The organism is Pseudomonas sp. B21-054, from assembly GCF_026016345.1.
Classification (GTDB): domain Bacteria; phylum Pseudomonadota; class Gammaproteobacteria; order Pseudomonadales; family Pseudomonadaceae; genus Aquipseudomonas.
On the sequence record NZ_CP087204.1, the window covers coordinates 4,160,141 to 4,173,575 of the forward strand.

Annotated in this window: 13 protein-coding genes; 3 read left to right on the plus strand and 10 right to left on the minus strand. The window is 61.9% G+C overall.

Going from position 1 to position 13,435, the window contains the following annotated elements; translation table 11 throughout:
- Window positions 1-67: 67 nt before the first annotated feature.
- The 4 genes from pstB to pstS all read right to left on the minus strand — a co-directional run bounded on the left by pstB (window position 68) and on the right by pstS (window position 3,884).
- A complete protein-coding gene (pstB, locus tag LOY70_RS18050; protein WP_025214260.1) occupies window positions 68-829 on the minus strand; it encodes a phosphate ABC transporter ATP-binding protein PstB in 762 nt (253 codons plus the stop codon).
- Between the two features lie 75 nt (window positions 830-904).
- Window positions 905-1,816 carry a phosphate ABC transporter permease PstA gene (gene pstA, locus LOY70_RS18055; protein WP_123413492.1) on the minus strand — a complete coding sequence of 304 codons (912 nt, stop codon included), beginning with the start codon at window positions 1,814-1,816 and terminating at the stop codon, window positions 905-907.
- A complete protein-coding gene (gene pstC / locus LOY70_RS18060; RefSeq protein WP_265028743.1) occupies window positions 1,816-2,781 on the minus strand; it encodes a phosphate ABC transporter permease subunit PstC in 966 nt (321 codons plus the stop codon). Before pstC ends, pstA begins: the two co-directional genes overlap by 1 nt.
- A 74-nt stretch (window positions 2,782-2,855) precedes the next feature.
- A complete protein-coding gene (gene pstS / locus LOY70_RS18065) occupies window positions 2,856-3,884 on the minus strand; it encodes a phosphate ABC transporter substrate-binding protein PstS (protein ID WP_265028744.1) in 1,029 nt (342 codons plus the stop codon).
- Between the two features lie 184 nt (window positions 3,885-4,068).
- On the opposite strand from pstS, the gene ppk2 reads away from it, so the two are divergent.
- The 3 genes from ppk2 (at window position 4,069) to LOY70_RS18080 (ending at window position 7,766) form a co-directional block, all read left to right on the plus strand.
- The gene (ppk2, locus tag LOY70_RS18070) at window positions 4,069-4,986 is read left to right on the plus strand and encodes a polyphosphate kinase 2 (protein WP_265028745.1); all 918 of its coding nucleotides are present in this window, start codon (window positions 4,069-4,071) and stop codon (window positions 4,984-4,986) included.
- Window positions 4,987-5,227: 241 nt separating this feature from the next.
- Window positions 5,228-5,983 carry a molybdopterin-dependent oxidoreductase gene (locus LOY70_RS18075; protein WP_265028746.1) on the plus strand — a complete coding sequence of 252 codons (756 nt, stop codon included), beginning with the start codon at window positions 5,228-5,230 and terminating at the stop codon, window positions 5,981-5,983.
- Between the two features lie 91 nt (window positions 5,984-6,074).
- The gene (locus LOY70_RS18080; protein WP_265028747.1) at window positions 6,075-7,766 is read left to right on the plus strand and encodes a thiamine pyrophosphate-binding protein; all 1,692 of its coding nucleotides are present in this window, start codon (window positions 6,075-6,077) and stop codon (window positions 7,764-7,766) included.
- Between the two features lie 39 nt (window positions 7,767-7,805).
- Here the strand turns inward: LOY70_RS18080 and LOY70_RS18085 are convergent, their stop codons facing one another.
- The 6 genes from LOY70_RS18085 to LOY70_RS18110 form a co-directional block, all read right to left on the minus strand.
- Window positions 7,806-8,786 (minus strand): LysR family transcriptional regulator, encoded by a 981-nt coding sequence (locus LOY70_RS18085; RefSeq protein ID WP_265028748.1) that lies wholly within the window; start codon window positions 8,784-8,786, stop codon window positions 7,806-7,808.
- A 99-nt stretch (window positions 8,787-8,885) separates the two neighbouring features.
- Complete coding sequence (locus LOY70_RS18090; protein ID WP_265028749.1) at window positions 8,886-9,830, minus strand: peptidylprolyl isomerase; 945 nt, start codon at window positions 9,828-9,830, stop codon at window positions 8,886-8,888.
- A complete protein-coding gene (locus LOY70_RS18095; RefSeq protein ID WP_265028750.1) occupies window positions 9,827-10,306 on the minus strand; it encodes a YbjN domain-containing protein in 480 nt (159 codons plus the stop codon). Before LOY70_RS18095 ends, LOY70_RS18090 begins: the two co-directional genes overlap by 4 nt.
- A 21-nt stretch (window positions 10,307-10,327) precedes the next feature.
- Window positions 10,328-10,984, minus strand: coding sequence for a DNA repair protein (locus LOY70_RS18100; protein WP_265028751.1), 657 nt, complete (start codon window positions 10,982-10,984; stop codon window positions 10,328-10,330).
- 15 nt (window positions 10,985-10,999) lie between these two features.
- Window positions 11,000-12,691, minus strand: coding sequence for a putative porin (locus tag LOY70_RS18105; RefSeq protein ID WP_265028752.1), 1,692 nt, complete (start codon window positions 12,689-12,691; stop codon window positions 11,000-11,002).
- A 39-nt stretch (window positions 12,692-12,730) separates the two neighbouring features.
- Window positions 12,731-13,435, minus strand: a complete 705-nt coding sequence (locus tag LOY70_RS18110) for an energy transducer TonB (protein ID WP_265028753.1) — start codon at window positions 13,433-13,435, stop codon at window positions 12,731-12,733.

A 13,435-nucleotide genomic window follows, 5' to 3' on the forward strand; every position in this document is an offset into this window, starting at 1 on the left:
AAAGTCTACCGATGCCCGCCAAATCCGTTTGGCTTCTGCAGGTATACGGCCTTGACCAGGGTGTTGCTTAGCTGAACTTGCCGCTGATGTAATCGCCGGTCATCTGTTCTCGCGGGTTGTCGAAAATCTGCGTCGTCGGTCCCATCTCGACCAGATAACCGGTACGCGTGCCTTGGGAAATATCCACGGAAAAAAACGCCGTGGTGTCAGCGACACGAATGGCTTGCTGCATATTGTGGGTGACCAGCGCGATGGTGTAGTCCTTCTTCAGCTCGACCATCAACTCCTCGACCCGCCGGGTAGCGATCGGGTCGAGTGCCGAACACGGCTCATCCAGCAACAGGACTTCTGGCTCAGTGGCGATGGCGCGGGCAATGCACAGTCGTTGTTGCTGGCCACCGGAAAGGGACAGGCCGCTGACCTTGAGCTTATCCTTGACTTCATCCCACAGCGCGGCGCCTTGCAGCGCATGCTTGACCCGGTCCCCTATATCGCCCTTGTAGCGATTGAGGCGCAGGCCAAACGCGACGTTGTCGAAGATGCTCATCGAAAACGGATTCGGCTGTTGAAACACCATGCCGATATAGCGGCGCACGACAACCGGATCAACGCCCTTGCCGTAGACGTCCTGTCCAAGGAAATGCACGTGCCCCTCGAAACGAAAACCTTTCACCAGATCGTTCATCCGGTTGAGGCTGCGCAGCACGGTGCTTTTGCCACAGCCGGAAGGGCCGATGAATCCGGTGATCTTGTTTTTCTCGATCGGCACATGGCTGTCACGTACTGCCATGAAGTTGCCGTAGAAAATCTTGTCCAGCTTGCAGTCCATGACTACAGGCGCCTGGGTGACAAACGGAGCGGCTATTTGCGCAGTGGATACGTTCAAGATCAGATGCTCCCGTTCTTAATACTTAGGCTTGCCGAAAATACGGCTGATGATGTTCACGAACAGCACGATCATCACCAGCACCAGTGAGGCCGCCCATGCGAGCTCGAGCTGGTTGTCGAAAGGCATCCCGGAGAAGTTGTAGATCAGCACCGCCAGCGAGGCAGTCGGGTTCATGACCTCGAAATTGCCCTGGTGGTAAATCCAGTAGTTGCTGAACAACGCGGTAAACAGCAGCGGCGCGGTCTCGCCCGCGGCACGCGCCACAGCCAGCATGACGCCGGTCAGGATGGCCGGCATGCCCGTCGGCAAGACGATTTTCCAGATCACCTGCGAGCGGGTGCAGCCCATGCCATAGGCGGCATCCTTCATGATCTTGGGCACCATGCGCATCGACTCTTCCGCCGTCAGCACGACGATCGGCAGCATCAGAACGGCCAGCGCCACGCCGCCCGCCGGCGCCGAGTAAGTGCCCGTGGTCATCACCACCAGGGCGTAGGCAAATACCCCGGCCAGAATCGACGGCAGGCCCGTGAGCATCTTGGCGGCAAACCGTGCGGCGTTCCCCAGCTTGCTGTCCGGTCCCAGCTCAGCCAGGAAGACTGCGGCCATGATGCCGACCGGCACCGCGATCGCTGCCGCGATACCGACCATCACAAAGGTACCCGCCATGGCGTTGCCGAAACCGCCGCCCATTTCGAAGCCGGTCGGCGGCAGTTCGGTGAAGACTTCCAGGTTCAGGCGCGCACCGCCACGGGTGATCAGCATGTAGAGCACGGAAATCAGCGGCACGCTGGCCAGCAGCGCACCCGCCCAGACCAGGGTGGTCAGGATCAGGCTGCGCAGTGCGCGGCCTTCGAACTTGCGTTGCAGGCTGGGCATCGCGCCCGTTGGGGCCGTCAAGTCTGTTGCTGCGGTGAGATCAGTCATCACTTATTACCCCGTTGGGCATACATCATGATCATCGAACCGAAGATGTTCACGATCAGCGTAATCAACATCAGCACCAGGGCCGCATACATCAACACTTCGATCTCGTTCGGCCCGGCTTCGGGGAAGTTCAGCGCCAGCAAGGCGGCAAGTGTGTTAGCCGGGGCAAACAGCGAGAGGGAAATGTTGTTGGCATTGCCGACCAGCATGGCCAGCGCCATCGTCTCGCCCAGCGCGCGCCCAAGGCCCAGCACCAGCGAGCCGAAGATGCCGGTGGCGGCGGAAGGCACCATCACTTTGAGAATCGCTTCCCAGTGCGTGGTCCCCATGCCATAGGCCGCCTGCTTGGTCTTCATCGGTACGCCTGTAAGCGCATCCTGCGAAACGGCGGCGATGGTCGGCAGAATCATGATCGCAAGCACCAGCGCCGCCGGCAGCAGCCCCGGCCCGCTCAGGGACGTGCCGAAAAAGGGTACCCAGCCGAGTTCGCTGTTCAACCAGGTTGTCAGCGGCCGAATCGCCGGGATGACTACGTAGATCCCCCACAGGCCATAGACCACGCTGGGGATGGCCGCGAGCAGTTCGACGATGGTACGGAAAATGGCGGCGAGCTTGGGCGGCAGGAAGTCCTGGGTCAGGAAAATCGCCATGCTGACGCCGAAAAATCCGGCGATCAGCAAGGCGATCAAGGCGCTGTAGAGCGTGCCCCAGATAGCCGGGAGGATGCCATATTTGCCCTGGTTAACGTCCCAGACACTGCCCAGAAGCACGTCGAAACCGTGTTTCTCCATGCCGGGAAGTGCCTTGCGTCCCACCTCGAACACCAGCGCAAATACCAGCGCCAGAATCAGCACCACGCCGATGCGCGCAAGCGCACGAAAGGTGCGATCAACCAGGAAATCCTTCGTCGAGGGTGGCTGGCAGGCAGAGTCCGGGTTAACCGGTACGACAAAAGGTTTGTTCATGGGCTAGGTCCGGAACAGGGGGAAAACTCTCCCGGCGTGGCGCAGACGCACACACCGAGAGAGACCTCACGGCGTTACTGAATGTTGGCGGATGCTTTGCGAACCTGCTCGACGACCGATTGCGGCAATGGGATATAGCCCATCGAATCAGCGATTTTCTGCCCCTCGGTCAAGCTGTATTCGACCATTTCGCGCATGGCCTTGGCCTTGGCCGGATTGCCGTTGTCCTTGCGGAAAATCATCCAGGTGTAGGACGTGATCGGGTAGGACTTGGCACCGTCCGGATCAGGCAACCAGGCCACCAGGTTTTCCGGCATCTTCACCGCCGCCAGGGCCTCGGCACCGCTTTCGGCGTTTGGCACGACGTACTGGCCGGCCTTGTTCTGCAGTTGGGCGAAGTCGACCTTGGCGAGCTTGGCGAAGCCGTATTCGATATAGCCAATCGCGCCCGGGGTCTGGCGCACGGTAGCCGTCACACCATCGTTCTTCGGCGACTTGATGAACTTGTCACTGGCCGGCCAGTTGACGGTGTTGCCCTCGCCCAGCGCCTGTTTGAAGTCTGGATTGATGGTTGCCAGGTGCTTGGTGAATACCGCGGTTGTACCGCTGGAGTCCGCACGTACAACGACAGTGATCGGCGTATCGGACAGTTTCAGGTCCGGGTTGGCGGCAGCGATCTGCGGATCGTTCCAGCGCGTGATCTTGCCCAGGAAAATATTGGAATACACGTCGCGTGGCAGTTTGAGCCCCTTCGGATTACCCGGCAGGTTATAGGCCAGCACGATTTCCCCGGCGGTCATCGGCAACAACTGCACGCCTTCGGCGACCTTGGCGATATCTTCGTCTTTCATGGCCGAGTCGCTGGCGGCGAAATCAACGGTTTTGTTCAGGAAGTCCTGTACGCCCGCGCCACTGCCCTTGGATTGGTAGTCCACAGTCACGCCGTCGGATTTCTTACTGAAATCCTTGAACCAGGTGAGGTAGATCGGTGCCGGGAAGCTGGCGCCGGAACCTGTCAGACGGACGTTCTCGGCAGCAAATACCGAGGTGGTACCTAGAGTAACCGCAACGGCGAGTGCAGCAGTCTTCATCAGACGTTTCATTCAGGGAATCCTTGTGATTACGGGCTCCCGAAACTTTGCAGCAGCTTTGTTACGATTTTATGAAAATTGAATGTCACACAACACTTTCGTCCCTCCTTTGCACCGCAGCAACGCATTTTCATGTCATTCATCGGTAACAAATTGCGACTAAGACTTTTGCAATCCCCACGACAGAGTTCCGCCCATGCCCTCTACTGCAGACACCCTGATACAGCGCATCCACCGTGAGCTGCTCGATCACAGTGACGAAGAGCTGGAACTGGAATTATCCGAAGACGGGCATGACCTGAATGCACTGTTTGATGAACATGTTGGGGAAAGCAGCGAGAAGGCTGCTCGAAGGATTTACTTCAGCGAACTGTTCCGTCTGCAAGGCGAGTTGGTAAAACTGCAAAGCTGGGTGGTCAAGACGGGCCACAAAGTCGTGATCCTGTTCGAAGGACGCGACGCCGCCGGCAAGGGCGGCGTCATCAAACGTATCACTCAGCGCCTCAACCCCCGGGTCTGCCGTGTCGCCGCCCTGCCCGCTCCCAACGACCGCGAACGGACGCAGTGGTATTTCCAGCGCTACGTTTCACATTTGCCGGCAGCGGGTGAAATCGTTCTGTTCGACCGCAGCTGGTACAATCGCGCAGGCGTTGAACAAGTCATGGGCTTTTGCAATGAGGATCAGTACGAGGAGTTCTTCCGAACCGTGCCCGAGTTCGAGCGGATGCTCGGCCGCTCCGGCATCCAACTGATCAAATACTGGTTCTCCATTTCCGACCAGGAACAACACCTGCGCTTCCTCAGCCGTATCCACGACCCGCTCAAGCAATGGAAACTCAGCCCCATGGACCTGGAATCCCGTCGGCGCTGGGAAGCGTATACAAAGGCCAAGGAAATCATGCTTGAGCGCACCCATATCGCCGAGGCGCCATGGTGGGTGATACAAGCCGACGACAAGAAGAAGGCCAGACTCAACTGTATCCATCACCTGCTCAGCCAGATGCCCTATGAGGAAGTCGAACTCCCGGTGATCGAGCTACCGGAACGCGTCAGGCAAGAAGACTACTTCCGCAGTCCCACACCGCCGGAAATCATCGTTCCTCAGGTTTATTGATACGCCAGGGGCGCCCAGTGCCAAGCGCCCCTTTATCGCCTGACATGTTCCTGTCAGCCTCCCGTCACCCTGACGTCAGATCGCTCCGCCTAAAGTAACGCCAGGATTGCTCCTGCGGCGCCAGCGTCAACCTGCGTGAGCGAACCTGCTCGCTCCCGCAGTAACCTGGCTTAACCAGAGACTTGTACCCGAGGTTGCTTTTTGCTGGAGCTCTTGTCATCAGCCGGAAGGAGAAACGCAAATGAACCACCCTGACGGGCACGACAGCGCGCTTGGTCAATTCATCTGGCCATCACCAGACGGCATTCTGGACCGTAAAGACCTGCTGCTTCGCCTGCGTGCCGAACAGCGATTCATGGCCGCACAGGACCCTGCATGCAGGCTCGATCAACGAGACTACCTGCTTTCCCTGGTCGACTCGGCATCAACACGGGCCGACGGCGCCGCGCAACGCTCAGGTTTCGATGCCCGGCGAATGCGTAGCGTCATCACCGAAGCGGCCACGAGAAGCCATTGGGGCAAGCCTTCAGGAGGTCGTCGAACGCAGGGCATCGCCGCACACTACGATGCGCAGACTTGCATGGCCGCGGTACTCGATGTCGAGCTGAGCGACGAGGGGCGCTTGATTGTGCATGACACGGTGTTTGTCGCTGACCTGGGCGCTGTAGAAAACCCCGGTCGCCTCCGCGCCCAGCTTGAAGGCGCGTGCCTGATGGGGGTCGCATTCGTGGCATCTGCTGAATTTGGTGTGACGGCGGCTGATCTGTGCCCGACGATCGCCCAACGCCCCCGTTGGCCACTCATCTCATGGCTGCCAGGGCGCATCGCGGTACACTTGATCAACCCGACGGGTGCGCTCCAAGCCTGCCTGCCCAGCCAGATGAGCTACGTACCCATCGTCCGGGCCTTGTGCAATGCGATTCGCAAAGCCTCGGACAAGCGTACCAGCGATGTGCCGCCCAGAAGCCAGTTGCTCGAAAGAACGGGCGGACGTTAAGTCACTGCCGGGGCTTCAAATCAAACCCAGCGTTCCGATAGCCACGAAGGCAGGGTAAATTATTTCTTCCAAATGAGTGAGGTTTCCCGCCATGCCTTCAACGCCCAGTGTCCCGTCCAGCATCCGTGGGCAACGCGGCGCCGACCTGTTCGTAGAAGTACTGCGCAGCGAAGGCGTTCGCCATGTCTTCGGCAATCCGGGAACAACGGAGCTGCCTTTGCTCGATGCGCTCTCGGGCGTCTGCGACATTCACTACGTGCTCGGCCTCCAGGAGGCCTCCGTCGTGGCGATGGCCGACGGTTATGCGCAGGCCTGCGGCCGCCCTGGTTTCGTCAACCTCCATACAGCCGGAGGCCTTGGCAATGCGATGGGCGCCATCCTGAACGCGAAAATGGCGAACACGCCGCTGGTGATCACCGCGGGCCAACAGGATACCCGCCATGGCGTGACCGACCCGCTGCTTCACGGTGATCTGGTCAGCCTGGCCCGACCGAGCGTCAAATGGGCGGAGGAAATCCAGCATCCCGAACACATCCCGATGCTGCTGCGTCGCGCTCTTCAGGACTGCCGCACGGGGCCGACCGGCCCGGTTTTCCTGTCGCTGCCGATCAACGTGATGGAGCAACACACCGATGCCGGTGCTGGCCAGCCGTCGCGAATCGAACGAGGTGCGGTGACCGCGGCGCTTGACCCGTTGGCTGACGCCTTATCGACGGTTACCCCCGGCCGCCTGGCGATTATCGTCGGGGAGGAAGTCTTCCAGTCGAATGCGCAAGTGGAAGCGGTGAGACTCGCCGAAGCACTCGGCGCGCCGGTCTTCGGGCCCTCCTGGCCCGGGCATATCCCCTTCCCCACCGCTCATCCTCAATGGCGCGGAGCCTTGTCGCCCAAAGCTGCCGATATCTGCGAAACGTTCGCTGACTTCGATGCGGTCTTGCTTCTCGGCGGCCATTCGCTGATCAGTTACCAATACTCGCAAGGCCCGGCGATTCCTCCTCATTGCCGCCTCATTCAATTGACCGGCGATGGCCACCAACTGGGCAGAGTGCATGGAACGGCGCTGGGATTGATAGGCGACATCAAGCTGTCCTTGCAGTTGTTGCTGCCGTTACTGGATCAGACACTGGCCCCGCACAGCCAGGCAATCGCGACGCTGCGAAATGTCGCGGCGCGCGAGCGCAGTACCCGCCGAATCGAAGTGGCCGAGCGCGCGGAGCACGAATTCAATAGGCCCGTGACAACGCCTTTCGTTGCGGCCCATGAAGCTGTCCGGGCAATCGGCCCTGACGTGTGGATCGTCGACGAAGCACCGGCCACCATCGCTCATGTGCGTGCTTGCCTGGATTCGCATTCGGCCCGCCAGTACCTGTTTACGCGTAGCGCCATCCTCGGCTGGGGCATGCCGGCGGCTGTCGGTACATCCCTTGGCCTGGACCGCAACCCGGTGGTCTGTCTGGTCGGCGATGGCTCGGCGATGTACTCACCCCAAGCGCTTTGGACAGCGGCACACGAGCGTTTGCCCGTCACCTTTGTGGTCATGAACAATGGCGAATACAACATCCTGAAAAACTACGCGCGCAACCAGGCGCACTACCGAAGTGCCGGTACGAACCAGTTCATCGGCATGGACATCCGGGACCCGGCCATCGACTTCCAGGCCCTCGCCTCCGCCCTGGGGGTGGCTTCGCGCAGGGTCGAGCGCGCCGGCGATATTGCCGACGCGGTCGAGGATGGCATTCGCTCAGGCCGCCCCAATCTCATCGAATTACCGATCATGGCTTGAAGCTAACGGGTATTCACCCTTGGCGCGGCTCCATGTGTTTCAAGTCTGGAACCATTCCCTGCGCTCATCCAGGGTGTGGCGGATCAATTCGACGAGCATCTGCACTTGCGGCGTCTGCTGAGACTCGGTGCCCACGGCCATCCACAGATACCGCTGCATCGGCTGGTCGAACAACCCCGGCAAGGCCACCAGGCCACGGTCGAAACGGCTCATGTACTGCGGCAACAGGCCAACGCAGGCGCTGCAGCGGATCATCTCCAGCATCAGCTCATAGGATTGCACCTGCACCACGCCGGCGCGGCGTTGCTCCACCAGGGCATTCCACGGCGTGAAGCAGTCAAGCTGTCGGTCGGCCTGCCACTGCACCAGCATGTAATCATTTAAATCATCCAGGCGGCCCGGGCGGGTGGCCGGTCGCGAATAGCGCTTGGCGATGTGCGGCAGGTAATCCAGCCGCGCCAGCCGCTCCGGCGCCTGCGTCGGAAAGCTCGGCCCGGGCGCCGACGCCTGCGAATCGCTCAGCCACAGTACAAGGTCGGCGCTGACCGCCTGCAACGCCAGCTCGCTGTCCAGGGTGATGATTTGCAGCCGCACGCTGGCGTTGCGGCGCAGCAACGAGATCAGGTCGCGGCCCAGGATGTCATGCAGGATCGACTCGGCCACGGCCAGGCGGATCAGCGGTTGATCGGCCAGCGGTGGCGGATCGTCCTCGCCCAAGGCGAGCAAACGCGCCTGCAATTGCCGTCCTTCACGGGTTAGGGCCAAGGCGCTGCCCTGAAAACTGAACAGTGATCGCTGCAGGCGCGCTTCCAGTTGGGCCAATTGTTTGCGCAGCCAGGTGGCCTTGACGTTCAGGCTGCGGGCCGCCTGCATGAAACAGCCGCAACGGGCGCTGACCAGAAAACACTGCGCCACCTGGGGTTCGATGCTGGCGGCCAGGGCCAGCCAGGGTTCGGGAGCGCGCAAGGGCGCGCGGTATCCGGTGACAGCCAGGCGTCCTGCGGGCTCGGTGAATGACATTGGTGACTCCCTGTCGTTTTTTTGGAAAAGCGGTCATGCCAATCGTCCCCGGGGCAAGGGAACAAGCACCCTCGCCACAGAAAAATCGGTGCAGGCGGGCTACAAAGCCTCCTCCAGCACCTTGCTCAACTGCGCGCCATCAATGCTCAACGTCGCGGTGTCGAGCATGCCGTCCAGGTAGGCCTTGGCGATCTGTTCCTGGCGCTGGGCACGCAAGGCCTCGGTCAGGCGCTCGCGCACATCATCCAGGCTGGCTTGCCGAGGCGGTTGCTGTTCGGTGAGTTTGATCACATGGAATCCCGCCGCGCTCTGCACCGGGTCCGACACGGCCCCCACCTTCAAGCGCACCACCGCTTCGCGCACCGTGGGCACCAGTTGCTGCAAGGGCTGGAAACCGCTGTCGCCGCCGCGCTCAGCGCTGGCGCGATCCTGGGAAAAACGGCTGGCCAGCGCAGCGAATTCGGCGGGCGAGGCCTGGGCCTTTTTGCTCAGCTCCACGGCTTGCCGGCGTACCGCTTCCACCGTCTGTGGCTCGGTCGCCGCAAGGAAGATCTGGCTCACCCGATACAGCGCAGGCGCGGTCCAGTTGGCCTTCCCCGCCTCGTAGGCCTGTTTCAGTTCCTCTTCGCTGGGATACCCCGCCGGCACCTGGCTGACCGACTGTAGATAATCACGAAAGACAATCTGCTCAGTCGCCGCCCGGGTCTGGCGCTCCACCTCCGGTCGCTGGCGCCAACCCTGGGCATCGGCCTGCTCCAGCACAGCCTTTTCCGCCAGCCGCGCGCGGATCCAGCCCTCCAGTGCAGCCCGGTTGCCGCGCATCTGCTGGCGCACCTCGGGGGCAAGCGCGGCAAGCAGGGCCTTGAGTTCTTCGGGGCTGACCTGCTGGCTGCCCAATCGCGCCAGGCTCGGCGAGTCGCTTGTCGCCACGGCGGCTGTCTGCACCGCCGCGACCGGATCGTTGCCGGGGCGCAAGCCGAGAGTGACCGCTACGGCCAGCAGGCCCAGCGCGGCGGCGCTGATGACAAAGGTTGGCTTCTTCACAGTGCGGCGGCCTCCTCCCGCGCGGCTTCAGCGGGCTCGGCGGCGGGGTGCATCCGGGCCGCGTTCTGGCTGAATTCGCGCAGGTAAACGATGAATTCCTGAAGCAGCCGGTCCCACAGTTCCAGGTTGCTGCGCAGGTGCTCGGCGCTGACACCGGCCGCCACCACCACGTCCATTTCCATCACCAGGAACTCGCCCTGCACCGACAACCGGGCGAAGCGCCGCGAGGCGTTCCATAGCTCTGCCAGCCCGGCCGGTAACTCACCCTGCACGCGCAACGCGCAGCTGAAGGTGAAGTCCAGGTACTGGCCCGGCATCGGCGTTGGATTGCCGAAACGCACCGCGTAGCCGATGCCCTGGCTGGCGCTGAGCAGTTGCACGATGCCGTTCTGCTCGGTTTCGTTGACCCGATAACCGGCGGCTTGCAACACCTCGGTGAGGGACTGGGGCGTGACGTGTTCAATCAATGACGTCATGGTCGGTTCTTCCTTGCGCTATCAATGGGTGATCGAGGCTTGGGGTGCGTCGAAACGGTTCTTGTAGAGTTCGTCGCCAAAGCCCTGGGCCAGCTCTTCGAAACGTACCCGTGCCTTACCGGCGAACGGCTGGCGGATTTTCATGATGTCGGCCATATCGATGGTCTCGTAGGCATGCAGCAGTTCCTTGGCGACTTCGTACATTTGCTGATTCTTGACCGAACATTGCTGCACTTGTGTGTCACGCTCATTGAGCTGAGCCTCGAGACGGGTCCGTTCGGCTTCCTTGCCCCGGGCCAGGACCAGCAGTTCGTCATAAGCCTTCTTGAACTTGCCGATCTGCTCGTGACTGGCCGCGAGCTGGGCCTGGGCCTGGCTTTGCAGGCTTTCCTGGCGCCCGGCCAGTTGCTCGATCACGCCTTGGGCCTTGGCCAGTTCGGCGGTCAAGCGCTTGACCTGCGTCTCGGCTTCCTTGGCGCGGTTTTCCGCCGCCTGGCGGGCGGCGCTGGCCTGGGCCTGTTCGCTCTGCAAGGCCTGCAGTTGCGCGGTGGTACTGCGCAGTTGCGTTCGCAGACGTTCTTCCAGGCCTTCACCGTGGGCGCTGCCGCTCAATAACGAACTGAGCAGCAGGCCCAGCAGCAACGCGGCTGGACAAGGGTTGATGGCTCGCCTTTTCATGAGGCCTCCCGGCGCTTAGAAGCGCGTGTTGATTTCAAGCTGCAAGACATCGATGTCATACGGCGCGCCGTAGACCGCTTCGGAACTCAGCCAGCGACCGGTGGCGAAGACGTTGCTCGCCAGGCCGTAGTTGCCGCCCAGGAAGTAACCCTTGGCGTTGGTGCCGCCCAGGTGGAACGACGAATCGTTGAAGCCGTCCGGCAAGGCGTCCGGCTGGATGTACTTGTAGCCGGCGAACATATTCCAGTCGCCCTGGCGCTTGAGTTCCAACGAGTTGCCGAGGGTGAACTGGAGCATCCAGGCATTGGCGCCGCTTTCCACCTCGCCGTTCTCGTCCAGGTTGTTGGCAAACTGCCCTGCCGAGCGTTTGCGCATCTCACCTTCGTCGTAGCCCAGGTTATGCACGTAGTGAGCCTGGCTGCGCAGCTTCAGGTCTTGCGGTAGATCCGTGTCCCACGCAAGGTTCAGATCCAGCAGGTTGAACTCCGAGGCCAGGCCGACGTATTGCGGTTGCGGCGTGGTGGACGGGTTGAGCGGGTTGGGCGTGATGTCCCGCAGCAGGAACACCGTGTTGCCCTTCTGCATGAACGCCACCCGCGAGCCGTCGCTGTCGCAGCCTGGATCACCCGACCAGGGCTCGCACGGCGAGGAGCGCTGGCCCTCGATGTCGTCGAAGCGGTAGTAGGCCAACGCGCCCTTGATGCGGTTGCTGTCGTTGATCGCCCAGTTGGCGCCCAGTTGCGCGCCGTACAGCCACTTGTTGTCGCTCTCTTCCTTGTCGGTGCCGTTGCTGGTGCTGGTGTCGTTGGTGTATTCCACCGGGAACGCTCCGACGGTGCCGAACAGGCCAAAGTCCTGGCTGAGCTTGCGGTTGAAAATCGCCGCCACGCCATCGAAGTTCAGGTCGCCGGAGTACAGCAAGTCGGTGGAGTAGAACGGGTTGGCGAAGCGCCCGCCGGTCACGGTCAATTCATCCGACGGCTTCCAGGTCAGGTAACCCTGGTCGAGCCAGATGTCTTTCTTGCCGAAGCCTCCGCCGAGGGTCTGGGTGGTGGACACCGGGTTGTTGTCCGAGCCGGTACCGATGCGGATGCCCGCAGTCCACTCTGGGGCGATCACCGCCTTCATGCCCAGGCGCGCCCGCAGGCGAAACAGGTTTTCCCGGTCTTCACGGGTGTTGAGCAAGGGCGGCAGGTTGGAACTGCTGTTGGGGTTGACGTCGTAGGGGCCCCGGTCGTTGAGCCGGGCGAAGTCGACGATCTGGTTGCTGTTGGTGCCCGAGTAATAGCGCGACTCATCCCGCAGGCGAATGTCGCCATCGAAACTGATGCGCGAGACCCAATCCGGGAACGTGTTGGGCTGGGCCCAATTTTCCTGTTTGGCGGTGGCCATGACTTCGGCCTTGACCTGGTCACGGATCTGCTCACGCACGATGTTCGGCACATACTGCACGCGCACGTCCCCCGGCGCACCGGTCGGCGTTGCGGCAACGGCCGTGGCGGCTTGTCGGGCCTGCACGGCTTCGCGCTCGGCTTGGGCAATCAGGCCTTCGGCCTGGTCCTGCTTCAACACACCCTGCTGCACCAGCAGGCGGATCAGATTGATCGTGGCGTTTTCCGAAGGCGCCGGGGCTGCCGACGCGTGCCCGGCCAGGCTCAAGACCACCAGGCCGATCGCCCACGACAATCGATTCACATTGGAAATCATCTGCACACAACTCCTGTTGGCAAACTTTCAAATAGTCGGTTAACCCGGCCGCCGTCCCTGCAAGGACAGGCGCACGGGCAAGGTCAGGGAGGCCGGAGGCCGTTCGCTCAAATGCGGCGCGGCACGCAGGGCGGCGATCACTTGCTCATCCACCTGCGGGTTGCCGCTGGACTTGACCAGCTCGACGCGGGTGATCTCCCCCACCGCGCTGAGCCAGACGTCGGCCTGTAGGGAAAACGCCAGGCTGCGCAAGTCGGGGTTTTCCCGCAGCAAGCGCTGGAAGGTGAACGCCAAAAACTGGCTGTAGGTGCCGTTGCCGAGGCGCCCGCCACCTGCCCCGGCCATGCCGCCGCCCTTGCCCGCACCAATGTTGAAAGCGTCGTTGCCGGCCTGGGCGTCGCCGTCCATTTGCATCGGGTTGGCCAGGTCATCCACCGGGGACGGCGGTGCTTCTTCCTCGGGCTTGACCTCTTCGGGTTCCGGCGTCGGCTCGGGCTCGAGCACTTTCTCCTCGACCTTGGGTTCCGGCTCCTTGGGTTTTTCCGGGGGCGGCGGCGGTGGGGGCGGCAGCGGAATGATGGTCGGCACCTTCGGCGCTTCACGGCGCACGCCGCTCATGTCGTTGGCCCATTGCCACAGCAGCCAGGCCGCCAGGCCAGCCAGCGCCAGGCCGGCGGCCCACTTGAGCAGGCGCAGCGGCGAACGCTTCACTGGGGGCGGATTGACGGGAAGTCTGGCGGTCAT